The sequence below is a fragment of the Chelatococcus sp. XZ-Ab1 genome (genome assembly GCF_029309855.1).
GTDB lineage: Bacteria > Pseudomonadota > Alphaproteobacteria > Rhizobiales > Beijerinckiaceae > Chelatococcus_A > Chelatococcus_A sambhunathii.
On sequence record NZ_JARKII010000001.1, the window covers coordinates 136,265 to 160,829 of the forward strand.

The 24,565-nt window shown below is 68.6% G+C and carries 27 protein-coding genes and 1 other RNA gene; 15 read left to right on the forward strand and 13 right to left on the reverse strand.

Annotated elements, in window-relative coordinates; translation table 11 throughout:
- Positions 1-47 precede the first annotated feature (47 nt).
- Entirely contained in the window at positions 48-470 is a 423-nt protein-coding gene (locus tag P2T65_RS00645) for a YciI family protein (protein WP_071924114.1), read from the reverse strand.
- 210 nt (positions 471-680) lie between these two features.
- Between P2T65_RS00645 and P2T65_RS00650 the strand changes: the two genes are divergently transcribed.
- The gene (locus tag P2T65_RS00650; RefSeq protein ID WP_019403323.1) at positions 681-887 is read left to right on the forward strand and encodes a DUF1192 domain-containing protein; all 207 of its coding nucleotides are present in this window, start codon (positions 681-683) and stop codon (positions 885-887) included.
- Between the two features lie 476 nt (positions 888-1,363).
- Positions 1,364-1,897: a DUF1465 family protein gene (locus P2T65_RS00655; RefSeq protein ID WP_063185467.1), complete on the forward strand. Its 534-nt coding sequence runs from the start codon at positions 1,364-1,366 to the stop codon at positions 1,895-1,897.
- Between the two features lie 91 nt (positions 1,898-1,988).
- Here P2T65_RS00655 and rpmE read toward each other — a convergent pair whose 3' ends face one another.
- Positions 1,989-2,219, reverse strand: a complete 231-nt coding sequence (gene rpmE, locus P2T65_RS00660; RefSeq protein ID WP_026015329.1) for a 50S ribosomal protein L31 — start codon at positions 2,217-2,219, stop codon at positions 1,989-1,991.
- Between the two features lie 204 nt (positions 2,220-2,423).
- On the opposite strand from rpmE, the gene P2T65_RS00665 reads away from it, so the two are divergent.
- Complete coding sequence (locus P2T65_RS00665) at positions 2,424-4,241, forward strand: ABC transporter transmembrane domain-containing protein (RefSeq protein ID WP_071924515.1); 1,818 nt, start codon at positions 2,424-2,426, stop codon at positions 4,239-4,241.
- A gap of 222 nt (positions 4,242-4,463) precedes the next feature.
- On the opposite strand, the gene P2T65_RS00670 is transcribed toward P2T65_RS00665, so the two are convergent.
- The 10 genes from P2T65_RS00670 to tkt all read right to left on the reverse strand — a co-directional run bounded on the left by P2T65_RS00670 (position 4,464) and on the right by tkt (position 15,384).
- The gene (locus tag P2T65_RS00670) at positions 4,464-5,495 is read right to left on the reverse strand and encodes a peptidoglycan -binding protein (protein WP_055457668.1); all 1,032 of its coding nucleotides are present in this window, start codon (positions 5,493-5,495) and stop codon (positions 4,464-4,466) included.
- A gap of 1 nt (position 5,496) precedes the next feature.
- Positions 5,497-6,483, reverse strand: a complete 987-nt coding sequence (locus P2T65_RS00675; protein ID WP_055457667.1) for a hypothetical protein — start codon at positions 6,481-6,483, stop codon at positions 5,497-5,499.
- A 172-nt stretch (positions 6,484-6,655) separates the two neighbouring features.
- Entirely contained in the window at positions 6,656-7,450 is a 795-nt protein-coding gene (locus tag P2T65_RS00680) for an inositol monophosphatase family protein (RefSeq protein ID WP_276198991.1), read from the reverse strand.
- 66 nt (positions 7,451-7,516) lie between these two features.
- Positions 7,517-8,551, reverse strand: a complete 1,035-nt coding sequence (locus tag P2T65_RS00685; RefSeq protein WP_276198992.1) for a tetratricopeptide repeat protein — start codon at positions 8,549-8,551, stop codon at positions 7,517-7,519.
- Positions 8,548-9,204, reverse strand: coding sequence for a thiamine phosphate synthase (locus P2T65_RS00690; protein WP_276198993.1), 657 nt, complete (start codon positions 9,202-9,204; stop codon positions 8,548-8,550). The genes P2T65_RS00685 and P2T65_RS00690 overlap by 4 nt, the downstream gene beginning before the upstream one ends.
- Positions 9,205-9,434: 230 nt before the next feature.
- A complete protein-coding gene (gene fba / locus P2T65_RS00695; protein ID WP_276198994.1) occupies positions 9,435-10,499 on the reverse strand; it encodes a class II fructose-bisphosphate aldolase in 1,065 nt (354 codons plus the stop codon).
- A 64-nt stretch (positions 10,500-10,563) separates the two neighbouring features.
- A complete protein-coding gene (locus tag P2T65_RS00700) occupies positions 10,564-11,787 on the reverse strand; it encodes a phosphoglycerate kinase (RefSeq protein WP_276198995.1) in 1,224 nt (407 codons plus the stop codon).
- On the reverse strand, positions 11,784-12,239 hold the full coding sequence (locus tag P2T65_RS00705; protein ID WP_157672310.1) for a hypothetical protein: 456 nt from the start codon (positions 12,237-12,239) through the stop codon (positions 11,784-11,786). Before P2T65_RS00705 ends, P2T65_RS00700 begins: the two co-directional genes overlap by 4 nt.
- Positions 12,240-12,317: 78 nt before the next feature.
- A complete protein-coding gene (gene gap, locus P2T65_RS00710; RefSeq protein WP_055457661.1) occupies positions 12,318-13,325 on the reverse strand; it encodes a type I glyceraldehyde-3-phosphate dehydrogenase in 1,008 nt (335 codons plus the stop codon).
- Positions 13,326-13,395: 70 nt separating this feature from the next.
- Entirely contained in the window at positions 13,396-15,384 is a 1,989-nt protein-coding gene (tkt, locus tag P2T65_RS00715) for a transketolase (RefSeq protein ID WP_276198996.1), read from the reverse strand.
- 194 nt (positions 15,385-15,578) lie between these two features.
- Between tkt and P2T65_RS00720 the strand changes: the two genes are divergently transcribed.
- The 10 genes from P2T65_RS00720 (at position 15,579) to ruvB (ending at position 22,705) form a co-directional block, all read left to right on the forward strand.
- Positions 15,579-15,848 (forward strand): DUF4164 domain-containing protein, encoded by a 270-nt coding sequence (locus tag P2T65_RS00720; protein ID WP_055457659.1) that lies wholly within the window; start codon positions 15,579-15,581, stop codon positions 15,846-15,848.
- A gap of 18 nt (positions 15,849-15,866) precedes the next feature.
- Positions 15,867-16,247, forward strand: coding sequence for a cell division protein ZapA (locus P2T65_RS00725; protein ID WP_276198997.1), 381 nt, complete (start codon positions 15,867-15,869; stop codon positions 16,245-16,247).
- 68 nt (positions 16,248-16,315) lie between these two features.
- Positions 16,316-16,472, forward strand: a non-coding RNA gene (ssrS, locus tag P2T65_RS00730) — 6S RNA.
- Positions 16,473-16,505: 33 nt separating this feature from the next.
- Positions 16,506-17,102 carry a 5-formyltetrahydrofolate cyclo-ligase gene (locus P2T65_RS00735; RefSeq protein ID WP_276198998.1) on the forward strand — a complete coding sequence of 199 codons (597 nt, stop codon included), beginning with the start codon at positions 16,506-16,508 and terminating at the stop codon, positions 17,100-17,102.
- Between the two features lie 44 nt (positions 17,103-17,146).
- Positions 17,147-17,968, forward strand: coding sequence for a TIGR00282 family metallophosphoesterase (locus P2T65_RS00740; RefSeq protein ID WP_276198999.1), 822 nt, complete (start codon positions 17,147-17,149; stop codon positions 17,966-17,968).
- A gap of 127 nt (positions 17,969-18,095) precedes the next feature.
- Complete coding sequence (locus P2T65_RS00745; protein WP_276199000.1) at positions 18,096-18,842, forward strand: YebC/PmpR family DNA-binding transcriptional regulator; 747 nt, start codon at positions 18,096-18,098, stop codon at positions 18,840-18,842.
- Between the two features lie 114 nt (positions 18,843-18,956).
- A complete protein-coding gene (locus P2T65_RS00750; protein ID WP_276199001.1) occupies positions 18,957-19,913 on the forward strand; it encodes a DMT family transporter in 957 nt (318 codons plus the stop codon).
- A gap of 42 nt (positions 19,914-19,955) precedes the next feature.
- Positions 19,956-20,468 (forward strand): crossover junction endodeoxyribonuclease RuvC, encoded by a 513-nt coding sequence (ruvC, locus tag P2T65_RS00755; protein ID WP_019404024.1) that lies wholly within the window; start codon positions 19,956-19,958, stop codon positions 20,466-20,468.
- Between the two features lie 31 nt (positions 20,469-20,499).
- On the forward strand, positions 20,500-21,117 hold the full coding sequence (gene ruvA, locus P2T65_RS00760; protein ID WP_055457653.1) for a Holliday junction branch migration protein RuvA: 618 nt from the start codon (positions 20,500-20,502) through the stop codon (positions 21,115-21,117).
- A 547-nt stretch (positions 21,118-21,664) separates the two neighbouring features.
- Positions 21,665-22,705 (forward strand): Holliday junction branch migration DNA helicase RuvB, encoded by a 1,041-nt coding sequence (gene ruvB / locus P2T65_RS00765; protein ID WP_055457652.1) that lies wholly within the window; start codon positions 21,665-21,667, stop codon positions 22,703-22,705.
- A gap of 3 nt (positions 22,706-22,708) precedes the next feature.
- Here ruvB and P2T65_RS00770 read toward each other — a convergent pair whose 3' ends face one another.
- Positions 22,709-23,146, reverse strand: coding sequence for an EamA family transporter (locus P2T65_RS00770; protein WP_063190122.1), 438 nt, complete (start codon positions 23,144-23,146; stop codon positions 22,709-22,711).
- 164 nt (positions 23,147-23,310) lie between these two features.
- Here P2T65_RS00770 and ybgC point away from each other — a divergent pair, with 164 nt between their 5' ends.
- Both ybgC and P2T65_RS00780 read left to right on the forward strand, forming a co-directional pair.
- A complete protein-coding gene (gene ybgC, locus P2T65_RS00775) occupies positions 23,311-23,766 on the forward strand; it encodes a tol-pal system-associated acyl-CoA thioesterase (protein WP_055457913.1) in 456 nt (151 codons plus the stop codon).
- Between the two features lie 53 nt (positions 23,767-23,819).
- Positions 23,820-24,473, forward strand: a complete 654-nt coding sequence (locus P2T65_RS00780; protein ID WP_055457651.1) for a TetR/AcrR family transcriptional regulator — start codon at positions 23,820-23,822, stop codon at positions 24,471-24,473.
- Positions 24,474-24,565: the final 92 nt, after the last annotated feature.

The following is a 24,565-nucleotide window of genomic DNA, read 5'->3' on the forward strand; positions in this document are numbered from 1 at the left end:
TAGGCGAGAAACAGGCGGCAAGGCAAGCATGGCGACGAGGGGATGCCTCAGCGTTCCGGCAGCCTCTCGCGCAGACGGTTGAGCCGCTCCCCGAATTCGGGGGCGAGCTCCTCGCCGAAATCGGTGGCATCGACCACGGGGCGGATCTCGATCTCGCTCGGCCCGGGCATCGGATTGGGGCAGCGCTTCACCCAGGCGACCGCCTCGTCCATGTCCTTGACCTCCCAGAGCCAGAAGCCGGCGACCAGTTCGCGCGTCTCGGCGAAAGGGCCGTCGATGATGGAGCGGTTGGGGCCGTCGAAGGCCACGCGCTTGCCGGCGGACGAAGGCTTCAGCCCGTCGCCGGTCAGCAGCACACCGGCGCTGATCAGCTCCTCGTTGTACTTGCCCATGGCCTCGAGCAGCTCGGCCGAGGGGATGGCGCCGGCTTCGCTGTCCTTGGTCGCCTTGACCATGACCATCACACGCATCGTCTCGTCTCCTTGTCTTCCGGAGAGGCCCCGATGGCCTTCCTGCCCCTACGACGAGCGAGCATCGCCGGGATCGACATGGCACGCGAAATTTTTTCGACCGAGGCACGGTGGAGGGCCGACAGCGGGTCACCGTCGCCCGGGCGGGTGACAATCCCGGCCGCCTCGCCGTAAACTGAGGGGTCCGCAACTGGCGACGGGAGGGAGGACATGCAGGACATCTTCGGCGACGAGCCGCGCAAGGGTCCCCTCGGCAAGAGTCCCCTCGCTCACGAGATCGGGCAGGATCTGTCGGCGCTGTCGCTCGACGAGCTCGAGGACAGGATCACGCTGCTCAAGGCGGAGATTGCCCGGCTCGAGGGGATGAGAGAGGCGAAGCAGGCTTCACGGCAGGCGGCGAACGCCTTCTTCCGCTGATCCATTCTGGATGATGGATCAGCCTGTGCCGTAGCGGGACGCGAGCGCCCTCGCTGGCACGCCGCAGCTTAACGGAGCGTTAAGGTTTCCGATTTATAACGGCAGCTATCCAGTCTTCTGGATGCCGAGTGGCTCCTGTCCACTCTGTTTGACGCCTCCCTGTTATCACTTCGGGCCGCCCCTCGGGCGGCTCTTTTTTGATACCCGCGCGGCGGGGCCGGGCGCCGGAAGCGCCAGGGAAATCTGATCAACACAAGAGGCTTGATCACCATTTCCGCTGCCGTGGATCGGTGAGGCCGACGTCGGGGCCGCTCCGCATGCATGCTCTTAAATTCTGCCGCTTTCTCTCCATCGGCAGTTTCGTTAACCTATTGCTGAGGTGATTGGCGGCAAACTTGCAGCGTGTCTCCCGCAACGAGTGCAACGTTCCATTTCGGAGCAGCATGGTGGCGGAACCGAGGGAGGCGCGAGGAACCATGAGCGAACAGAGCAAGCTCCGCAGCGAGCACAACGACGATACGGCCCCCATTCCCTTCGGGCGCAGCTTCGTGGCTTCCGAGGCTTTTCGGTTGCTGTTCCGCGAGGGTATGGACCTGATCGAGGAATCGGCTGCCTATCTCGACGGGCCGGGCCGCGAGGAGAGCCGCCAACTGCAGAGGCAGGCAGCGCTCGCCTATGCCGCCGAGAGCATGCGGCTGACGACACGCCTCATGCAGGTCGCGTCCTGGCTGCTGCTGCAGCGCGCGGTGGCGGAAGGGGAACTGACGCCCGAGCAGGCGATGCAGGAAAAGCACAAGGTCAAGCTGACCTGGCAGAATTCACCGACGTCGGACGATCTGGTCTCGCTCCTGCCCGAGCGCATGCGCGAGCTCATCGACCATTCGCTGCGCCTGCAGGAGCGCGTGCTGCATCTCGACGCGCTCCTGAGCGGGGAAAGTCTGCTTACCTCGTCGACGAGCCCGGTCGCCCTGCAGCTCGGGCGTCTGCAGTCGGCCTTTTCCCGGCACTGATCACGACAGCCTCCCCGCGACAAGCAAAAGCCCCGGCGGCAGCGCCGGGGCTTTGCATTTGGGGAGAGAGGCGGAAGGCTCCGCCCCGCCCTTACTTCTTGCCGAAGCTGAGGCCGGCGAAACGGTTGTTGAAGCGCGAGACACGGCCGCCGCGGTCGAGCAGCTGCTGCGAGCCGCCGGTCCAGGCCGGATGGGTGCGCGGATCGATGTCGAGGTTCAGCACGTCGCCTTCCTTGCCGTAGGTCGAGCGCGTGACATATTCCGTGCCGTCGGTCATCACGACCTTGATGAAGTGGTAATCGGGATGCGTATCGCTTTTCATGGCGGTGTCCTTGTCCAACACTGCGCCGCACGCCTCGCGCCGGCAGCAGCGCATCGTGACGACGACGGATATTCCTGAAAGGTCGCGACCCTATAGCGCAGCGCCAAGTCGGACACAAGCAGGGCAGAAAGGCCAAAATCGCCGCGGGCGATCCGGCGAGGAGGAAAGGACGGGACGATGGCAGCGGGCAGGGGCCGCATGCGGATGGAGGGCGAAGCCGCGGACGGCGGGGCGGCGGGCGAGGGAAGGGGCGAGCGCGCGCCGATGGCGGCGCTGAAGCCGCTGGTGCCCTTCGCGCTCGCCTACCGTGGCCGCATCGCGGCGGCTCTCGTGGCGCTCGTCGTTGCTGCGGGCGCGACGCTTGCGCTGCCGCTGGCGGTGCGGCGAGTGATCGACGGCGGCTTCTCCGACCCCGACAGCGGCATGATCAATGCCTATTTCGGCATGCTCGTCATCGTCGTCGCCGTGCTCGCCGTCGCGAGCGCGGCCCGCTACTACATCGTCACGACGCTCGGCGAGCGCGTGGTGGCGGACCTGCGCACGGCTGTCTTCCGCCATCTCCTGTGGCTCGATCCCGGCTTCTACGACAGTGCGCGCAGCGGCGATCTCGCCTCGCGCCTCGCCGCCGACACGACGCAGATCAAGGCCGCATTCGGGGCGAGTGCCTCGATCGCGCTGCGCAACCTCTTTCTCTTCATCGGCGCGGCGACCATGATGGTGGTGACGAGCCCGCGTCTGTCGGCCCTCGTCCTCGCCGCCATCCCGGTCATCGTCCTGCCGCTGGTCGCCTCGGGGCGCAGCGTGCGCCGGCGCTCGCGCGCCGCGCAGGACAGGTTGGCCGACGCCTCCGCCTTCGCCACAGAGGCGGTCGGCGCCATCCGCACCATGCAGGCCTTCGGCGTCGAGGCAGCGACCGCCCGGCGCTACAAGGCGGCCGCCGAGGACGCCTTCGAGGCCGCGCGCGCCTCCATCCGCGCCCGTGCCTATCTCACCGCCGTCGCGCTCTTCCTCATCGCGGCGAGCGTCGTCGCCGTGCTGTGGTACGGCGCGCAGGACGTGCTCGGCGGCCGCATGAGCGCTGGGCGGCTGTCCCAGTTCGTGCTTTACGCGGTTTTCGCCGCCGGCGCGCTCGGCGAGCTCAGCCAGGTCTGGGGCGAGGTATCCCAGGCGGCAGGTGCGGCGGGCCGCCTGTCGGAGTTGCTCGCCACGCGTGCGAGCGTCGCCTCGCCCGCCTCGCCGGTTGCCCTGCCGCAGCCGCCGCGTGGCACGGTGGCCTTCGAGAACGTGTCCTTCGCCTATCCGAGCCGGCCCGAACGCTCGTCGCTGCATGCACTCGACTTCTCGGTTGCGGCGGGCGAGCGCGTTGCCATCGTCGGGCCGTCGGGTGCCGGCAAGACCACGGTGTTCCAGCTCATCCTGCGGTTCTACGATTGCCAGGGCGGCAGGGTGCTGGTCGATGGCGTCGACGTGCGCCGCGCGGACCTTGCGGCGCTGCGCAGCCGTATCGCCTATGTGCAGCAAGAGGCGGTCATCTTCGGCGCGAGTGTCGCCGACAACATCCGCTACGGCCGCCCTGATGCCTCCATGGAAGAGGTGCGCCGTGCAGCGGAGTTCGCGGCCGCCGACGCCTTCATCACGGCCCTGCCGCAGGGCTACGACACCATGCTCGGCGAGCGCGGCGTCACGCTCTCGGGCGGCCAGCGCCAGCGCCTCGCCATCGCCCGCGCCGTCCTGAAAGACGCGCCGATCCTCCTGCTCGACGAGGCCACGTCGGCGCTCGATGCCGAGAGCGAGCGCCTCGTGCAGGCAGCGCTCGACCGGCTGATGCAGGGCCGCACCACGATCGTCGTCGCCCACCGCCTCGCGACTGTCCAGTCCGCCGACCGCATCCTCGTCATGGACGAGGGGCGCATCGTGGAGGAGGGCACGCACGCGACGCTTGCGGTGCGGGGCGGTCTTTATGCCAAGCTCGCCCGCCTGCAGTTCGGCGACGTGCCGGCCGAGGTGCTCGCTGCGAAGTAGATTTTTGGAGCGGAGAAGGGCGGCCTCTTCTCCCTCCCCCCACGAAGTGGCGGGGAGGGTCGGGGTGGGGGGTGGTTCAGCAGGCAGGCGGCAGCGAATTCGGGGACGAGGGTAACGGATGCGCCGCTCAGGCGGCGCCGCCCGCCCCTGGCCCCTCCCCGCCGCAAGCGGGGGGAGGGGGACGGGTTGCTCCAGGCCCTCCAGTTCCTCCTATGCCGACCGTCACCGCTCGGTGAGCTTCAGCTCGATGCGGCGGTTGCGACGGAAGGCGTCTTCGGTGTCGCCGAGCTCGATGGGCTGGAATTCGCCGAAGCCGGCGGCGAGCAGGTGCTGGGGCGGCACGCCCTTCTCGACGAGATATTGCACCACGGAGATGGCGCGCGCCGCCGACAGGGCCCAGTTGGACTTGTACTGGCCGGTGCCTGACAGGGGGCGCTTGTCGGTGTGCCCGTCCACGCGCAGCACCCACGGGATGTCGGGCGGGATCTCGCGGGCGAGCTCGAGCACCGCGCTTGCAATCTTGTCGAGCTCGGCCGTTCCCGCGGGCAGAAGCGTCGCCTGACCGGTATCGAACAGCACCTCGGATTCGAACACGAAGCGATCACCGACGACTCGAATGTCCGAGCGGTTGCCGAGAATCTGCCGCAGGCGCCCGAAGAAGTCGGAGCGGAAGCGGGCAAGTTCCTGTACCCGCTGGGCAAGCGCGGTGTTGAGGCGCGAGCCGAGGTCGGCGATGCGAGCCTGGGACTGCTTGTCGCGGGCCTCCGACGCCTCCAGCGCCTCCTCCAGTGCTGCCAGTTGCCGGCGCATGGCGGCAAGCTGCTGGTTGAGCAGTTCGACCTGGGCAAGGGCGCGCGCGGAAATGTCCCGTTCTGCTGACAGCGCGCCTTCCAGTTCGCCGATGCGCCGGTTCGCCGCGTCGCCCTCGGCCGTACCGCTCGTGAGCAGGCCGGAGAGGCGGTTGCGCTCGGCTTCGCTCGCCGACAGCGTCGACTGGAGGACGGAGAGATTGTCCTGCAGCTCCTTCTTCGAGCCGCGCTCCAGGGCGAGAAGTTCGGTCAGCTCGGCGATCTGCTGGTTGAGCCGTTGCAGTGCGGTGTCCTTGCCCGAGATCTCCTGAGACAGGAAGAACTGCAGCAGCATGAAGACCGACAAGAGGAAGATGATGGCGAGAACCAGCGTCGACAGCGCGTCGACAAAGCCGGGCCAGTAATCGATCCGGCGGTCTGACCGGCGGGCGCGGGACAGGGCCATGCTAGTCGATCCGCGCGCGCTCGGCATTCAGGCGCTCGAGCAGCAGCTTGATCTCGCGCTGGTGGCTCGCCTGAGCCTCCACCCAGTCGCGGATCATCTGCTGCTCGGTGCGCATGTGCTGGACGAGGCCCTGAATGCCCTCCGCGAGATTGGCCATGGCATGGGTGGCGGCCCGCCCGCTCTGGCCCTCGCTGACGGCGGTGGTGAGCCGCTCCAGCGCCGCTGCGACATCCTGCCCGGCGGCAAGGGCCGGCGTGCCGGGCATGGCATCAAGCGTGACGTCGGCGACGGAGGCCGCGAGCCAGTCCTCCAACTCGGTGTAGAAGCGGTTCTGCGCCTGGCCCGCCTGAAGGTCGAGGAAGCCGAGAACGAGTGAGCCGGCGAGGCCGAAGAGCGAGGACGAGAAAGAAATGCCCATGCCGCCGAGTGGCGCGGCGAGGCCTGCCTTGAGCTCGTCGAAGAGGGCGCTCGCCTCCCCGCCGGTGCGCATGGACTGGATGACCTTGCCCACCGAGCTCACGGTCTCGAGCAGGCCCCAGAAGGTGCCGAGCAGGCCGAGGAAGACGAGCAGCCCGGCGAGATAGCGCGTGATGTCGCGGCTCTCGTCGAGGCGCGCGGCGATGGAATCGAGTATGGCCCGCAGGGTCGCCGTGGGCACGCCGCCGCGGCCGAAGCGGTCGCCGATCAGCGTCGCCATGGGTGCGAGCAGCACCGGCATGTCGGTGAGGGCGACGCCCTCGCCGCTGCGGCGCAGGTTGTTGACCCAGCGCACCTCCCGGAAGAGCCGGGCTACCTGCCGCAGGGCGAGCACGATGCCGATGAGCAGCACCCCAAGGATGATGCCATTCAGCGCCGGGTTGGTGAGGAAGGCCGACCAGATCTGGCGGTAGAGCACGAAGGCGAGGAAGCCCACCAGAATGAGGAAGACGCCCATGCGGACCAGGTAGATCCGGGGGGAGGAAAGCTTGAGGGAATCGCCGGCCGCCATCTCAAACCATCGGGTTGTGTCCGAAGGGACTATACACCCATGTTCGCCGGGGAATACCCGGCGATCAAGCCGGCACGCGTTGCGCGGCGTGCCGACAATGGCCCTTCGTCGCACGTCTTGTCGGCATCTTCGTGACTGTGCCGCAAGCTCACCGCGACCTGTCAGCGATCGCTCAGGCGCGTGCGCTCTTCAGCACGTCGAGCAGCTCGCGGTGGAGTGTCTCGTTGCCGCAGGCAATGGAGCCACTGGCGATGGGGTTGACGCCGCCGTCGGCGTCGCTGGCGAAGCCGCCCGCCTCGCGCAGGATGGCGAGACCGGCCGCCATGTCCCACGAGTTGAGGCCGCGCTCCCAGAAGATGTCGAGCCGCCCGCAGGCGACATAGGCGATGTCGAGCGCGGCCGAGCCCGAGCGGCGCACGCCGGCGGCGCGCACGGAGACGGCGGCAAGCTCGCGGATGAGCTGGCCATGGCCGCTCTTGCCCAGGTGCGGGATGCCGCAGCCGACAAGGGCCTGGGGCATCTCGCGCCGGGCCGAGACGCGGACGCGCCTGTTGTTGAGGAAGGCACCCTTGCCCTTCTCGGCGACAAACATCTCGTCCTTGATCGGGTCGTAGATGACTCCGGCCACCAGTTGCTCGTCGCGCTCGAGGCCGACCGAGATGGCGAAGTGCGGGAAGCCGTGCAGGAAATTCGTCGTGCCGTCGAGCGGATCGATGTGCCAGCGGTGGCTCTTGTCGCTTCCCTCGACGATGCCGCTTTCCTCCATCACGAAGCCATAGCCGGGGCGGGCCTTCTCCAGCGCCTCGCGCAGCGTCTTCTCCGCCTTGCGGTCGGCGGCGGAAACAAAGTCGCCCGGCCCCTTCAGCGTGACCTGCAGCGCCTCGACCTCGCCGAAGTCGCGCTTGAGCGAGCGAGCCGCCTTCATGACGGCGTCGGTCATCACGGTGATGAGGGGAGAGCGGATCATGCCTTGGGGTCTTTCGTCACTGGAATGGCGGCCGGGCGGCGGGTTTGCCCTCGCTGCGCGGCGGGGTCAAGGGCCGATGCCGAATTCGAGGCGTTCGGCCCGTTCATGGGCGGTGTCGGCGGCAGCCTTGCGCTGCGCATCGGTGAGGGTCTTGAGGGTATCGTCGAGCCAGCTGTCCGCGAGGCCCGCCTGCGCGGCCAGCATGTGCCAGGCGGCGGCCTCGACCAGGTCCGTCGGGCGGCCGCGACCGGCAGCGAGGATGCGCGCCAGGCGGTTCTGGGCGATGGGATTGCCGCGCCAAGCCGCTCGCTCGAACCAGCGCGCCGCCTCTTCCTCGCTGCGTGCGGTGCCATCGCCGTTGAAAAGCGCGATGGCATATTCCACCTGGGCCGGCAGGTTGCCGTTGTCGGCCGCCCGCGCCAGCCAGTTGGCCATCCTGATGCGGTCGACGGGCACGCCTCTGCCTTCGCGATAGAGTACCGCGAGCGCATATTGGGCATCGGCGATCTCGGCCTGAGCCGCCCGCTCGAGCAGGGCGACGGCCCGTTCGTCGCCGCCTTCGGTGCGACGCGGCAGCAGCAACAGGGCGAGGTTGTAGGATGCGACCGGGTGGCCCTTGGCGGCAGCCTGTTCGAGCAGCGTCTCGGCCTGCGCCCGGTTCTTCGGGAGCCCCAGTCCATCCATGGCCAGCATGGCGAGGGCGAAAGTGGCGTTGGCATCGCCTTTTTCGTGGGCAAGCCGGTACCAGGAGGCGGCCTCCGCGAAGTCCTGCGGCACGGCAAGGCCTTGCGCATAGAGCTCGCCGAGCAGTGTCATGGCGGCCGTGTCGTTGCGATTGGCTTCCACACGCGCCGTCGCATATTTCAGGGCCGAGACATAAAGCCCGCGCTGGTAGGCGCCATAGGCGAGATCCGTGCGGTCGCTCGGCAGCGTCGGAATGAGAGGGGTGCTCTGCGGTGTCGGCAGCTGGGGAGCGCGTCCGGCCTCGGCCGGCGCTGCGCCTTCCGCAGGAGCGGGCAACGTTGGCGATGCGGCCGGCTGCGCGATGGCAGCGGTGGGGAGGAGGAGCGCGGCAAGAGCGACCGCCAGGCGCAACCTCATCGCTGCGGCACCTCGGCGGAGGCGAGCGCCCCGAGCGCGCAAGCCACGGCCTTGGCCGGCCCCTCGGGCGCGGACCAGACCGCATCGCCCACCGCGACGAACTCGACCCCTGTCTCCGCGAGCGGCGTTACGTCCTCGAGCGCCGGCGCGAAGGCGACGCAAGGCACGGCAAAGATCTCCGCCCACCAGGCCGCACGCTCCATCACCTGCGCGAAGGGGGGCAGGGTGGCATTGGGCAGCGGCTCGCCGAACATGACGTAATCGATGTCCATCTCGCCGGCGACCATGGCATCATGCTTGCTGCGCAACCCACCGATACCGACGATACGATCCGGTTTCATGGCCTCGAGCGCCTCGCGGGCCGCCTCGACCTCGGCGGGCGAGCCGGTGCCCGCGATGTGAACGCCGTCCGCCCCGCCGCGCATGGCGATGACAGGGGCGCCCGAGACGACGACGGCGGCGCCCTCGTTCTGGGCGATGGGCGCGAGCGCCTTCACCTGCTTGATGGCCGTCCGCTCGTCGCTCGCGGCGAGCCGCAGCAGCACGGCCGCGATGTCGCCGACCCTGCAGGCCGCTTCGAGCTGTGGCGCGAAGGCCTCGACATCGGTCACGAGGGGCGAGACGAGATAGAGACGGGGCGTGAAGTCGGACATGGCCGTTGAGGTACCCGAGTAACGAGAGCCATGCCGGTCCGATTGCAGGACAATCGACCGGCATCGGCTCCAAGGCGGCGTCGTCCGCGCCGGCTGCCGGCAGCGCGAGGTCGCGGGGAAGGACTCTAGAGCGCCGTGCCTGAAAGTGGAAACCTGTTTTTGAAACACCGAGGGCCGCCGTGCGGCGACCCTCGCGTCCTGCTCCGGTCCGGGAACCGGCCGGGCATGGATCAGGCGATCTTCGGGGCGATCTCGCCGGAGCGGTAGCGCTTGGCCATCTCGGACAGGGAGACGGGCTTGATCCTGCCGGCCTGGCCCGCCGTGCCGAACTGCTCGAGGCGCTCCTTGCAGAGCTTGGTCATCGCCTCCATCGCCGGCTTCAGATATTTGCGCGGGTCGAACTCGCCCGGGTTCTCGGTGAGGATGCGGCGGATCTGGCCGGTCATCGCCATGCGGTTGTCGGTGTCGATGTTGATCTTGCGCACGCCGTGCTTGATGCCGCGCTGGATCTCTTCCACCGGCACGCCCCAGGTCTGGGGCATCTTGCCGCCGTACTTGTTGATGATGTCCTGCAGTTCCTGCGGCACGGAGGAGGAGCCGTGCATGACGAGGTGCGTCTCGGGCAGGCGGCGGTGGATCTCCTCGATCACGTGCATGGCGAGGATAGCCCCATCCGGCTTGCGCGTGAACTTGTAGGCGCCGTGCGAGGTGCCCATGGCGATGGCGAGCGCATCGACCTGAGTCTCCTTGACGAACTTCACCGCCTCGTCCGGGTTCGTCAGCAGCTGGTCGTGGCTGAGCTTGCCCTCGGCGCCGTGGCCGTCCTCCTTGTCGCCCATGCCCGTTTCGAGCGAGCCGAGCACGCCGAGCTCGCCCTCCACCGAGACGCCGCCGTAATGGGCCATCTCGGTCACCCGGCGGGTGATGCCGACGTTGTAGTCCCAGTCGGCCGGCGTCTTGCCGTCCTCCTTCAGCGAGCCGTCCATCATCACGGAGGTGAAGCCGTGCTGCATGGCGGTGACGCAGGTTGCTTCGTTGTTGCCGTGGTCGAGATGCATGCACACGGGGATGTGCGGGTAGAGCTCGACGAGCGCGTCGATGAGGCGGGCGAGCACCACGTCGTTGGCATACTGGCGGGCGCCGCGACTCGCCTGGATGATGACGGGCGCATCGACGGCATCGGCCGCCGCCATGATGGCGAGGCCCTGCTCCATGTTGTTGATGTTGAAGGCCGGCACGCCGTAGCCGTATTCGGCAGCGTGGTCGAGCAACTGACGCAGGGTGATGCGAGCCACTGTACTTCTCCGCTAGACTGGCCGGGCGGGCGTTGGTTGCCCGCCTCGTTATGGTTGCCGGGCCTTAGCCGGCGCGCAAGGCCTCGACACCGGGCAGGGCCTTGCCTTCCATCCACTCGAGGAAGGCGCCCCCCGCCGTCGAGACATAGGAAAAGGCTTCCGCGACGCCCGCGTGATTCAGCGCTGCGACCGTATCGCCGCCGCCGGCCACCGACACGAGCTTGCCGCCCGCTGTGCGCTCCGCAGCATAGCGAGCGGCTGCGACCGTGCCGGCGTCGAAAGGTGTCAGCTCGAAGGCGCCGAGCGGGCCGTTCCACACAAGGGTCGCAGCATCGTCGATGGCGGCGCGTACGCGCTCAATCGACTGCGGGCCGATGTCGAGGATCATGCCATCCTCTGGGATGGCGTCGAGGCCATAGGCTTGCGAAGGGGCGTTGGCCTCGAAATGCCAGGCCACCACCGCATCGACCGGCAGGATGATGGCGCAGTTGTGCGCCGACGCCTTCTCCATGATCTTCAAGGCCGTCGTCGCCAGATCCTTCTCGGCCAGCGACTTGCCCACGGCGACACCCTGGGCGTGCAGGAAGGTATTGGCCATGCCGCCGCCGATGACGAGAGCATCGACCTTGGTGACGAGATTCTCCAGGAGGTCGATCTTCGACGATACCTTGGCGCCGCCGACGATGGCGACGACGGGTCGCTTCGGTGCTTCCAGCGCCTTGGCCAGGGCCTCGAGTTCGGCTTGCATCGTGCGTCCGGCATAGGCCGGCAGCACATGGGCGAGCCCTTCGGTGGAGGCGTGCGCCCGGTGGGCAGCGGAGAAGGCGTCGTTGACGTAAAGATCGCCGTTGGCGGCGAGCGCCTTCACGAAATCAGTGTCGTTCTGCTCCTCGCCCGCGTGGAAGCGGGTGTTCTCGAGAAGGACGATATCGCCATCCTTCAGGGCGTCGACGGCCTCGGTCGCCGCCTCGCCGATGCAGTCCTCGGCGAAGGCCACCCGCCGGCCGATGTGCTCGGCGACCGCGGCCGCGACCGGGCGCAGGCTGTCCTTGGGCTCGGGCTTGCCCTTCGGGCGGCCGAAATGGGCGAGCAGCACCACGCGGCCGCCGTTGTCGGCGATCTCGCGAATGGTTGGCACGACCCGCTCGATGCGGGTGGCGTCGCTCACGCGGCCATTCTCCATCGGCACGTTGAGGTCGACGCGCAACAGGACGCGCCTGCCCTTCACCTGCGCTTCATCGAGCGTGCGAAAGCTCCGGGTTCCAGGGCTCGATGTCCCATGGCTCATAATCCAATGCCTCCGGGCAGGAATTTGATGAGGGCGACGGTGAAGCTCGCGGCGAGTACCGCCGCGATGACCGCCGCGACGATGAGGGCGGAATAGCCCGGCAGCCGGGCGACGCGATCGTGCAGCGCGGCAAGGTCGCTCTGGCGGGCGAGTTCGCCAGAGAGGTTCGAGGTCGCCTGCACCTTGTCGTCGAGCCGCAGCATCAGCGCCTCACTGCGGGCGTGCTTCTCCTCGAGCCGTGCCGCCTTTTCCTCGATGCGGGCGAGCTGCTCCGCCAGGGAGCGGGCGCTCGGGGTGGCGGGGGGCGCCGGCGGGTCCTCGACGGGTGCGGGGGGAGCAGCCGGGGGCGGGGCTGGCGCAGGGGCTGGCTCGGCAGGGGGCGCGGCCGGCTCGGCATCAGGGGCTGATTGAGGCAGAAAGGGTTCAATGCGTTGGCCACCTGTGTCGCTCATTGCGGTCTCCAGCTCGCCCCCCGCCGACCCCCTCAAGTAACGCGGGACGCGGAGCTTGGGTCCGCGTCCCGATGCATTTCAGGCCAGCTTGCCCATTGCAACGGCCGTGTCGGCCATGCGGTTGGAGAAGCCCCACTCGTTATCGTACCAGGACATGACGCGCACGAGCGTGCCTTCCATCACCTTCGTCTGGTCGAGGGCGAAGGTGGAGGAGTGGCTGTCGTGATTGAAGTCGACCGAGACGTTGGGGCTCGCCGTGAAGTTGAGGATGCCCTTCAGCTCCTGCGCGGCGGCGCGCTTGATGGCCTCGTTGACCTCGTCCTTGGTCGTCGCCTTGCGGGCGATGAACTTGAAGTCGATGACCGAGACGTTCGGCGTCGGCACGCGGATGGAGACACCGTCGAGCTTGCCGTTGAGCTCGGGCAGCACGAGGCCGACGGCCTTGGCGGCACCGGTCGAGGTCGGGATCATGCTGAGGGCCGCAGCGCGGGCGCGGTAGAGGTCCTTGTGCATGGTGTCGAGCGTCGGCTGGTCGCCCGTGTAGGCGTGCACCGTGGTCATGAAGCCTTTCTCGATGCCGACGGCATCGTTGAGCACTTTCGCCACCGGCGCGAGGCAGTTCGTGGTGCAGGACGCGTTGGAGACGACGAGATGGTCCTTCGCCAGCTTGTCATGGTTAACGCCGTAGACGACCGTGAGGTCCGCGCCGTCGGCCGGGGCCGAGACGAGCACGCGCCGGGCGCCGGCGTCGAGATGGGCCCTTGCCTTGTCCTTCGAGGTGAAGATGCCCGTGCACTCGAGGGCGATGTCGACGCCGAGGTCCTTGTGCGGCAGCTCGGCCGGATTGCGGATGGCGGTGACCTTGATGGGGCCGCGGCCCACGTCGATCGTGTCGCCGTCGACCTTAACCTCGGCCGGAAAGCGGCCGTGAACCGAATCGAAGCGCAGCAGGTGGGCGTTGGTCTCCACTGGCCCGAGGTCGTTGATGGCGACGACCTCGATATCCTTGCGCCCGCTCTCGATGATGGCACGCAGGATGTTGCGGCCGATGCGTCCGAAACCGTTGATGGCTACCCGAACCGTCATGGTATCACTCCCTCGATCTGTTGCCGTGAGACACGGCGCGTTCGGCGAAACTGAGGCGAAGCGTGCCTGCTCAGGCGGTGTGCCTGGCAAGGACGTGCTCGACGACGGCCTCGGCCGTGATGCCGAAATGCTTGTACAGCTCCTTGTACGGGGCGCTGGCGCCGAAGCCCGACATGCCGACGAAGATGCCGTCGGGGCCGATCACCGCATCCCACCCGAAGCGGACGGCGGCCTCGACGGCGACCTTGATCCGCGCATTGCCGATGACGTCGCGGCGCACATCCTCGGGCTGGGCGAGGAAGAGATCGAGCGACGGCACGGAGACGACGCGGGCGGCGATGCCGCGCTCGGCGAGCAGCGACTGGGCGGCGACGGCGATCTCGACTTCGGAGCCCGAGGCGAAGAGGCTGACGACGGCCTCGCCCTCGGCGGCGGCGAGTTCGTAAGCGCCGGTGGCGCACATGTTCCAGTCCGTGAAGGCCGTGCGCTGGGCCGGGAGGTTCTGGCGCGTCAGCGCGAGGACCGTCGGGCCGTCGCGCCGCTCGAGCGCCAGCTGCCAGCACTCCAGCGTCTCGACGGCATCGGCCGGGCGGAAGACGCGCATGTTGGGCATGGCGCGCAGGCTCGCGAGGTGCTCGACCGGCTGGTGCGTCGGCCCATCCTCGCCGAGGCCGATCGAATCGTGCGTCATGACGTAGATGGCCTGCGTGCCCATGAGGGCGGCGAGGCGCATCGCCGGGCGCGCATAATCGGCGAAAACGAGGAAGGTACCGCCGGCCGGGATGAAGCCGCCGTGCAGCGAAAGCCCGTTCATGGCCGCGGCCATGCCGTGTTCGCGGATGCCGTAGTGGATGTAGCGGCCGCCGTAATTGCCGGCACTGACCGCGGCGAGGTTCTTGGTGCGCGTGTTGTTGGAGGGGGTCAGGTCGGCGGAGCCAAGGACCAGTTCGGGCACCGCTTCCGTCAGAACCGCAAGCGCTGTCTCACTCGCCTTGCGGGTGGCGAGCGTCGGGGCCATCTCCACGAGTTCCCGCTTCAGCCGTGCGACGGCCTCGTCGAGGCCGGCGAGCGGCGTGCCAGTGATGCGGCGGGAGAATTCCTCACGCAGTTCGGTGTCCATGGCGGCGAGGCGGGCCTGCCAGGCTTCGCGTGTCGCGCGGCCGCGCTCGCCGATGGCGAGCCAGGCGGAGCGGATGTCCTCGGGGATCTCGAAGGCGCCGTATTGCCAACCGAGGCGCTGCTTGGCCCCGCCGAGTTCCTCGGCGCCGAGCGGTTCGCCGTGTGCCTTGGAGGTGCCGGCCTTGTTCGGAGCGCCATAGCCGATGGTGGTGCGGCAGGCGATGAGCGTAGGGTATTCGCTGTTGCGGGCGGCAGAGATCGCATCGGCGATGGCCTGCGGGTCATGCCCGTCAACGCGGACCGTTGCCCAGCCGGCCGCCTCGAAGCGCTTCAGCTGGTCGACGGAATCGGCGAGCGACAGCGGCCCGTCGATCGAGATGCCGTTGTCGTCGAAGAGGACGATGAGGCGGTTGAGCCTGAGGTGGCCGGCGAGCGCGATGGCCTCCTGGCTGACGCCCTCCATGAGGTCGCCGTCGGAGGCGAGCACATAGGTATAGTGATCGACAAGGTCGTCGCCGAACTGGGCGTTGAGCATGCGCTCGCCGAGTGCCATGCCGACTGCTGTGGCAATCCCCTGGCCGAGGGGGCCGGTGGTCGTCTCGACACCGGAGGTGATGAAGTTCTCGGGATGGCCCGGCGTCTTGGAGCCGAGCTGGCGGAAGCGCTTGATCTCGTCGAGCGTCACATCCGTGTTGCCCGTGAGGTGCAGCAGCGAGTAGATGAGCATCGAACCGTGACCGGCCGACAGGACGAAGCGGTCGCGGTCGGGCCAGCGCGGATCGGCCGCGTCGAACTTCAGGAAGCGCGAGAAGAGGACGGTGGCGATGTCTGCCGCCCCCATGGGCAGGCCGGGATGGCCGGATTTGGCCTGTTCCACGGCGTCCATGCTGAGGGCGCGGATGGCATTGGCAAGGCGGGCGTGCTCGACAGGAGAAGTCACTGGATCGTTTCCGGTACGCTCGAAACCAGGGTCTGACTGCGCGTTCGACGCCGCTTCCGACGTGGGCCGGCACAGCCGCGGGGGGCGCGGGCTTGATAGCAGGTCATCTTTGCGAGTCAATGGAACGACGGCCGGCATGCGATTCCCCGCGCCGCCGACAGTCATCGGGTGAGATCATGGCGCGATCGCAGGCAATGCTCAATGCAGCTCTCGAGCGGCTGGAGGCGGCCGTCTCGGGGCTCGAGCGCGCGGCAGCACGGCGGCTCGAGCTGGAACAGCGGCGCGGCGACCTCGAGACCGAGCTGTCGCTGATGCAGGACGACAGGGCGCGGCTCGCCGTCGAACTCGACGGGGCGCTCGCCCGGCTGGAGCGCCTGGAGGCGGCGGCGGATGACGTGTCGCGGCGGGTCGAGCGTGCTATGGGGGCGGTCAGAACGGTCATGGGGGCCGAAAGCCAGCCTTGAAGCCAAGAGGTAAGGGTAATGCCGCAGGTTTCCGTCACCATCGCCGGGCGTCTCTACCGCATGGCCTGCGGGGAGGGCGAGGAGGCGCATATCGAGGGGCTCGCCGCCACCCTCGACGGGCGCATCGAGGAAATGCGCACGGCCTTCGGCGAGATCGGCGACATGCGCCTGCACGTCATGGCCGCGCTCACCATCGCTGACGAGCTGAGCGAGGCGAAGCGGGCCCTGGCGCGGCTGGAGAATGAGGTCGCCACGCTGAAGGACGCCGTGGGCGCGGGCGACGAGCGGATAGGTGTGATCGAGGAGCGGCTTGCGGAGGCCGTCTCGACGCTCGCCGAGCGCGTCGAGCGCGTGACGAAGTCGCTGACGCCCCCGGCGCAGCCGAGCCAGCCGGGTTGAACGAGGCGGCTTTCGGCAGAGCACGCGGGCCTCTAGCAATCTTTCCGACGCCGGCCTATGTTTGCCGCGCGGTGCTGCGGGGTGCGTCAGGAGAACATATCCCCGGGGCCTTATCGATCCTAACGGGAGCTGTTCCTTGCCTTGTCCGTGGACTCGGCGACACGGCGCCCACCTACGTTGTAGGTTTCCCGGGATCGATCCTCCAACGGCCATCGTGGCTCCGCACTGTCTTCATCCGCCGGCGAGGCCAGTCGACGCGTGCACGCCCTTTCCGGTTCCCCCTCCAAGGAAGATCTGCGCCGGGCCGCCCTTGCCCGGCGGGATGAGGCGGCGCTCGACGTCGACACGATGCTGGAGGCGGCCGAGGCCCTGCGCGACAACGCGCTGACCCTGCCGGAACTCACCTGCCCCTTGACGGGCCCTGTGGCAGGCTACTGGCCGCTGCGCAGCGAGATCGATCCTCGCCCCATCCTGGAGATCCTGGCCGACCGGGGGGTCACGCTTGCCCTGCCGGTATGCTCGCCGCAAGGGCTGCTCTTCCGGGCATGGCAACCATGGCAGCCGCTGGTACCCGCCGGTTTCGGCACCCTGGGCCCGCCGGAGACGGCTGCGGAGGTGACGCCGCGCGTCCTCCTCGTGCCGCTCGCGGCCTTCGACAGGGCTGGTCATCGCATCGGCTACGGCAAGGGCCACTACGACGGGGCGATAGCCCGGCTCTCGGCAGCCGGGGCGTTGACGACGATCGGCCTGGCGCTCGCCTGCCAGGAGGTCGCGAGCGTGCCGGCAGAAAATCACGACCAGCGGCTTGACGTCGTCGTCACGCAAAGCGAAGTCATCCGCCCTCAGGCGGCCTGAGTGCCGCATGGAATCCGCATCCCGCCCGCAATCGGGGAGTTCACATGCGCCTTCTCTTCCTCGGAGATATCGTCGGCCGTCCGGGGCGCACGGCCGTCGTGGAGCGGCTGCCGCGCCTGCGCGAGCGCTGGAGCCTCGACCTCGTCGTCATCAACGGTGAGAACGCGGCCGGCGGTTTCGGCATCACCGAGGCGATCTGCGATGAGGTGCTCGCGGCCGGTGCCGACGTCATCACCCTCGGCAACCATTCCTTCGATCAGCGCGAGGCGCTCGTCTTCATCGAGCGCCAGCCGCGTCTCCTGCGCCCCGCCAACTATCCGCGCGGCACGCCCGGCCGCGGCGCCACCGTCGTCGAGGCCCGCAATGGCGCGCGCGTCCTCGTGATGAACGTGATGGGTCGGCTTTTCATGGATCCGCTCGACGATCCCTTCAACGTCGTGGCGCAGGAACTGGAAGCCTGCCCCCTGGGTGCGGCGTGCGACGCGGTCGTCATCGACATGCATGCCGAAGCGACGAGCGAGAAGCAGGGGCTCGCGGCCTTCGTCGACGGGCGCGCCAGCCTTGTCGTCGGCACGCATACCCACGTGCCGACCGCCGACGGGCGCGTCCTGCCCGGGGGCACGGCCTATCTCTCGGACGCCGGCATGTGCGGCGACTACGATTCCATCCTTGGCATGCAGAAGGACGAGCCGATCCGCCGCTTCCTCGAGAAGACGCCGGGCAGCCGGCTGGAGGCCGCGAGTGGCGAGGGCACGCTTGCCGGTATCGCCGTCGAGACCGACGATGCGACCGGCCTTGCCCACCGCGTGGCACATGTGCGCATCGGGCCACATCTTGCGCCGAGCGGGCCGGATTTCTGGGAATAGCCACGGCTGCGCCGCTTCCTTTATTTTCGGCGACAGGCGGCTTATAAGGCGCCCACTCATTCCAGACGGGGACGACCTCAGGGCGGCCGGGAGCGGCCCGTGGTGCCCCGCATCCGCCGGAGGACCGATGGCCGGACATTCGCAGTTCAAGAATATCATGCACCGCAAGGGCAAGCAGGACGCCATGCGGTCGAAGCTCTTTTCCAAGCTGGCGCGCGAGATCACCGTCGCCGCCAAGCTCGGCCTGCCCGTTCCAGCCATGAACCCGCGCCTGCGCGCGGCCATCTTGGCGGCGCGCGCGGAGAACATGCCGAAGGACAACATCGAGCGCGCCATCAAGAAGGCGAGCGGTGGCGACAGCGAGAACTACGAGGAAATCCGCTACGAGGGCTACGGGCCGGGCGGCGTCGCCGTCATCGTCGAGGCGATGACCGACAACCGCAACCGCACCGCCTCGGACGTGCGCTCCTACTTCACCAAGAGTGGCGGCAACCTCGCCGAGACGGGTGCCGTCTCCTTCATGTTCGATCGCGTCGGCTATGTCGCCTTCGCCGCCTCGGTGGCTTCCGCCGACGACATGCTGGAAGCGGCCATCGACGCCGGCGCCGACGACGTGGTCTCGGGCGAGGAGAGCCACGAGGTCTATTGCGAGCAGGGCGCCCTCAACGAGGTCTCCAAGGCCCTTGAGGAGAAGTTCGGCGAGCCGACGGCCTCCAAGCTCGTGTGGAAGCCGCAGAACACCATCGCCGTCGACGACGAGACGGGCGAGAAGCTGATGCGCCTCATCGGCACGCTCGAGGAACACGACGACGTGCAGAACGTCTTCGCCAATTTCGAGATCTCCGACAGCCTCCTGGCGAAGCTGAGCGCCTGATCGGGCGCGGCCGTGCGCCCGGCGCACGGCTGCTGCCCGCCGCGCGACGATGTGCGCCGCCCGACCAGCGGCTATGGATGCGCCACTTGTTACAGCGGCGTTCCGGAGGCGTGGATGGCGGTGCATACCGAGGGCGCGGTCGATGCTAACGCGGCGGCGCGCACCCCCGTGCGTGACGGGCGGCTCCTCGGCATCCTCGCCGCGCTCACCGCGATCTCCATCTGGGCCGGCTGGCAGATCGCCACGCGCCACAGCGCCTCGACCAGCCTGACGCCGTTCGATCTCGCCTTCCTGCGCTACGGCGTGGCGTCTCTACTGCTGGCGCCGGTTTTGCTGCGCAGCGGCCTCCTGCCCCGCAAGGCCAATCCCTGGACGATCGCCGCCATGGTGGCTGGCGCCGGCCTGCCGTTCGGGCTCGTTGCGATGGCCGGCGCGCGCCTGGCCCCGGTCGCCCACATGGGCGCCATCATGCCGACCACCGTGCCGATGTTCGTCATGCTCCTCGGCGCGCTGTGGTTCGGCGAGCGGGCGACCCGCGTCCATCTCGTCGGCTTTGCCCTCATCCTCGCCGGTGTCGCAGCCATCATCGGACCGAGCCTCGGCGACGCCGCCGGCAGCTGGCGTGGCGACCTGCTTTTCGTCTGCGGTGGCGCGCTGTGGGCGGTCTACACCTTCGGCATCCGGCAGAGCGGGCTGACCGGCTGGCAGGCGGCCGCCGTGCTCAACGCCTGGTCCTTCCTGCTGCTCCTGCCGATCTGGTATCTGTCCGGCGACAGCGGCTTCCTCACCGCTCCCTGGCAGGAACTCGCAATGCAGGTGCTGTGGCAGGGCGTCCTGTCCGGCGTCGTCGGCATCGCGGCCTATTCGCTCGCCGTGCGCCGCCTCGGCGTCACGGTGGCCGCGGCCTTCTCGGCACTCGTGCCGGCCATGTCCTCCTTCGGCGGCATGCTGCTCCTCGGCGAGCGTCTCACCCCGCTCGCCATCGGCGCCCTCGTGCTCGTCACCGCTGGCTTCCTCTTCGCGAGCGGCGCCGTCGGGGCACTGGCGGGCGTCGGCAGGCGGCGCGGGTAAAGAGGCTGGCCGTTCGCCCTTTGTTCGGCTAAAGCCGAAGGCATGGGCGTTGACGCGATTCGCATCCTCGGTATCGACCCCGGCCTGCGCAAGATGGGCTGGGGCGTCGTCGACATTGCCGGCACGCGCCTGTCCTTCGTTGCCTGCGGCTGCGTGACCTCCAACGGCGAATTGCCGCTCGCCGAGCGGCTGCGCGAATTGCACGACGGGCTCACGGCCATCGTGCGCGATCACGGGCCGGACGAGGTGGCGGTGGAAGAGACCTTCGTCAACAAGGATGCGCAGGCGACGCTGAAGCTCGGCCATGCGCGCGCCGTGGCGCTGCTGGTGCCGGCGCTCGCCGGCCTCGACGTCGCCGAATATGCGGCCAATCTCGTCAAGAAGACCGTCACGGGCGTCGGCCATGCCGAGAAGCGCCAGATCGCGGCAATGATCAAGGTGCTGCTGCCGAAGGCAGTGGCGACGACGGCGGATGCGGCCGATGCGCTCGCGGTCGCCATCACCCACGCCCAGCACCGGCAGGCACGGGCGCTGCGCAAGGCTCTTGCCCTATGATGACGGCACGATTCGACAGGCGGGTGCGGGCATGATCGGCAAGCTCAAGGGTGTCGTCGACAGTTACGGCGAGGACCACGTCATCCTCGACGTGCACGGCGTCGGCTATCTGGTGCACTGTTCCTCGCGCACGCTGCAGAACCTGCCGCCGGCCGGCGAGGCGGCAACCCTCGCCATCGAGACCATCGTGCGCGAGGACATGATCCGCCTCTACGGCTTCCGCAGCGACGCGGAGCGGGAATGGTTCCGCCTCTTGCAGACGGTTCAGGGTGTAGGGTCGCGCGTTGCGCTCGGCATCCTCTCGGTGCTCGACCCTGGCGCTCTCGCCTCGGCCGTCGGCATGGGCGACAAGGCCGCGATCGCACGCGCGCCTGGCGTCGGGCCGAAGCTCGCCGCCCGCCTCGTTGCCGAGTTGAAGGACAAGGCGCCGGTGTTCGGGGCGGTCGATCCGGCGGTCATCCGCCTTTCCGGGGCAGTGACGGACGGCGATGCGCCGGCGCCCGTGGCCGATGCCGTCTCGGCTCTGGTCAATCTGGGCTACGGGCAGCCGCAGGCGGCGGCGGCCGTTGCCGCGGCCCTCAAAGCGGCGGGAGAGGAGGCGCAGACCGCCACCCTCATCCGCCTCGGCCTGAAGGAGCTGGCGCGATGACGGGCGGCTTGGGCGCGACGGGTCTCAGCGGCTTTTCCTCTCCGGTGGCCGGCGCATGGCGGCCGGCAGGTCCTCACGAGAGGGAAGCGATCCCGCCTTCTTGCCGGGCGCGTAGAGCAGGTCGGGCGGCGGTGGGGGCGCGGGTTGCCATTCAGGTGAAAAGTCGGTGAAGGGCTGTGCGAGCGGCTTGCACGCGCCGCTGCGGAACGGAGCGCATTTTTCGGACGTCGTGGGGGGCGGCCTTCGGCAGCCACCGGGATCGCAGCGGTGATCAGGAATGCCGCAAGCGGGACATATCGACTCGAGATGCGATGAGAGGGCATGACCATCCCCTTAGGGAACAGTTGCGTGACGAGGGGCGGCAGCGGACGATCCGACCCGTTTGGCCGGCGTCACGGCCGGGGTATAGGCTCGTCTGGGAGCGGGGCCGACGCAGGGAACGACGAATGACTTGCAGGAGCAGCATCGGGGCGGCTCGGAGGGCGAGGGACCGGCGCGGCATCGACCGTGCGGTCGCGGCCGCTCCGATGCGCTGGGGAGGCATACAATGACGTCTCAGCGCCTGGTCTCCGCCGAACGGCGGGGCGACGACCCCGATCAGTCGCTGAGACCACTCGCGCTCGGCGAGTTCATCGGCCAGGCGCAGGCGCGGGCCAATCTCTCGGTCTTCATCGAGGCGGCGAAGACGCGGGGCGATGCGCTCGACCACGTGCTCTTCGTCGGCCCGCCCGGCCTCGGCAAGACGACGCTCGCGCAGATCGTGGCCCGCGAGCTCGGCGTCAACTTCCGCTCCACGTCCGGGCCGGTCATCGCCAAGGCGGGGGACCTTGCCGCCCAGCTCACCAATCTCGACGAGCGCGACGTGCTCTTCATCGACGAGATCCACCGCCTCAACCCGGCCGTGGAAGAAATTCTCTATCCGGCGATGGAGGACTACCAGCTCGACCTCATCATCGGTGAGGGGCCGGCGGCGCGCTCGGTCAAGATCGACCTGCCGAAGTTCACGCTCGTCGGCGCGACCACGCGCCAGGGCCTGCTCACCACCCCGCTGCGCGACCGTTTTGGCATCCCCATCCGTCTGCAGTTCTATACGGTGGAGGAACTCGAGCTCATCGTGAAGCGGGGCGCGCGGGTCATCGGCATCGGCATGAGCGACGACGGTGCCAACGAGATCGCCCGCCGGGCCCGCGGCACGCCGCGCATCGCCGGGCGCCTCCTGCGCCGGGTGCGCGATTTCGCGGTGGTCGACGGGGCCGACACGGTCACCCGCGCCATCGCCGACAAGGCGCTGCAACTGCTCGAGGTCGACGGCGCCGGGCTCGACCTGATGGACCGGCGCTATCTCTCGACCATCGCGCTCTCCTTCGGCGGCGGGCCGGTGGGCATCGAGACGATCGCCGCAGCCTTGTCGGAGCCGCGCGACGCCATCGAGGAGATCATCGAGCCCTTCCTCATCCAGAAGGGCTTCGTGCAGCGCACGCCGCGCGGGCGCATCCTGACCCCGCACGCCTTCCGCCACCTCGGCCTCGAGGAGCCGCAGCGCGAGACAGTGCAGTTCGGCCTGTTCGGCGGCGACGACGAGGCCTGAGGCTCAGGGCTTGTAGGCGACGAGAACGACGCCGGCCGTGATGAGGACGACGCCAAGCCAGTTGATCGAGGCCAGCCGCTCGTTGAGGAAGAGGGCGGCGAAGACGGCGACGAGGACGACGCTGAGCTTGTCGATGGGTGCGACGCGCGAGGCGTCGCCCAGCTTCAGGGCACGGAAGTAGCACAGCCAGGAGGCTGCCGTCGCAAGGCCGGAGAGGACGAGGAAGAGATAGCTCCTGCCAGGCACCGACACGGGCGACTGCCACTGCCCGGTCGCTGCGACGATGGCCGCCGCGGCGGCGAGGATGACGAGCGTGCGCACCAGCGTCGCGTAATCGGAATTGATCTCTTCCACGCCCACCTTGGCGAGGACCGCCGTCAGGGCCGCGAAGGTGGCGGACAGAAAAGCCCAGAGTTGCCAGCTGTTGATGAGGGACTTCATCGAGGGACCGGTCATGTGGCGGCCGACGGCCGGATCGCTGCGACGATAGCACAGGCTTCCGCCGGTGGCAGGGGATGGAAATCGACGACCGGTATGTGTAGGTCAGTGCGGCGGGAGAAGCGGCCGATGGAAAGGACGAGATGGACGGGCAAAGGGACGATGTGATGACGATTGACACAGCGGGCCGGCACTGGCCGCATCTTGCCGGCGTGCTCGAGGGGCGCACCCATATCCTGCCGGTGCGTGTCTATTACGAGGACACCGATTTCTCCGGCATCGTCTATCACGCGAACTACCTGCGCTTCCTGGAGCGCGGGCGCACGGACTTCCTGCGCCTCGCCGGCGTTGCCCAGTCGGATCTGCATGCCGATGGCGAAGGCCTCATCTTCGCGGTGCGACGCATGACGATTGACTATATCCTGCCGGCGCGCATGGACGACGTCCTGACGGTCGAGACGCGCACCGACGAGGTGCGTGGCGCCTCGCTCGTCATCGCCCAGCGCATCCTCCGTGGTGACGAAGTCATCGTTACGGCCGACGTGCGCGTGGCGGCCATCGCCGGCGGCCGGCCGGCGCGCATTCCGGGCCATCTGCGCAGGATTCTCGGCGGCGAGGCATAGGCACCGAGCCATTGCATCGACAGCGCCCTTAAAGGCATGTAAGACCTTTTCACATGAGCTGGAAACGCGGCGGATCGGATGGCTCCCGGGGCTATCATCACGGGAATTTGAAGGAAACGCTCGTCCGTGCCGCTCTCGAGCTCATCGCCGAGAAGGGACCGGCCGGCTTCACCTTTGCCGAGGCGGCGCGCTGGGCCGGCGTGAGTCCCGCTGCGCCCTATCGCCATTTCCGGGATCGGGAAGAACTGCTCGCCGATGTGGCGCTGCGCGGCTTCAGCCAGTTCGAGGGCGAACTCGCGGCCGCTTGGGCGAGCGGGGCGCCCGATCCGGGCACGGCCTTCGAGCGTCTCGGCAAGGCCTATCTCGCCTTTGCCCGCAACGAGCCGGCCTATTATTCCGCCATGTTCGAGGCCGGCGTCTCGCTCGATACCAGCCCGGAGCTGAGGCTCGCCGCCGAGCGGGCCTTCCTGGTGCTGCGCAATGCGGCGGACGCGCTCGTCGCCACCGTGCCTGCCGGCAAGCGGCCGCCGGCCCTGATGATGGCCCTGCATATCTGGGCAATGTCGCACGGTATCGCGTCCCTGTTCGCTCGCGGTGACGCCGGACGGCGCGCGCTGCCCATGACGCCCGAGGAACTACTGGAGGCGGGGATGCTCGTTTACCTTCAGGGGCTCGGCATCGGCGCCCCGGTGGAGACCGATCGATAGCAGGCGAGGGGAAAGTGGCTGCCGGTCCCGGATGCTCATGAGGTTCTTGCGTCGGCACCCGGGCTGTTCCGCCTGCGCCCGGCCAATGGTTG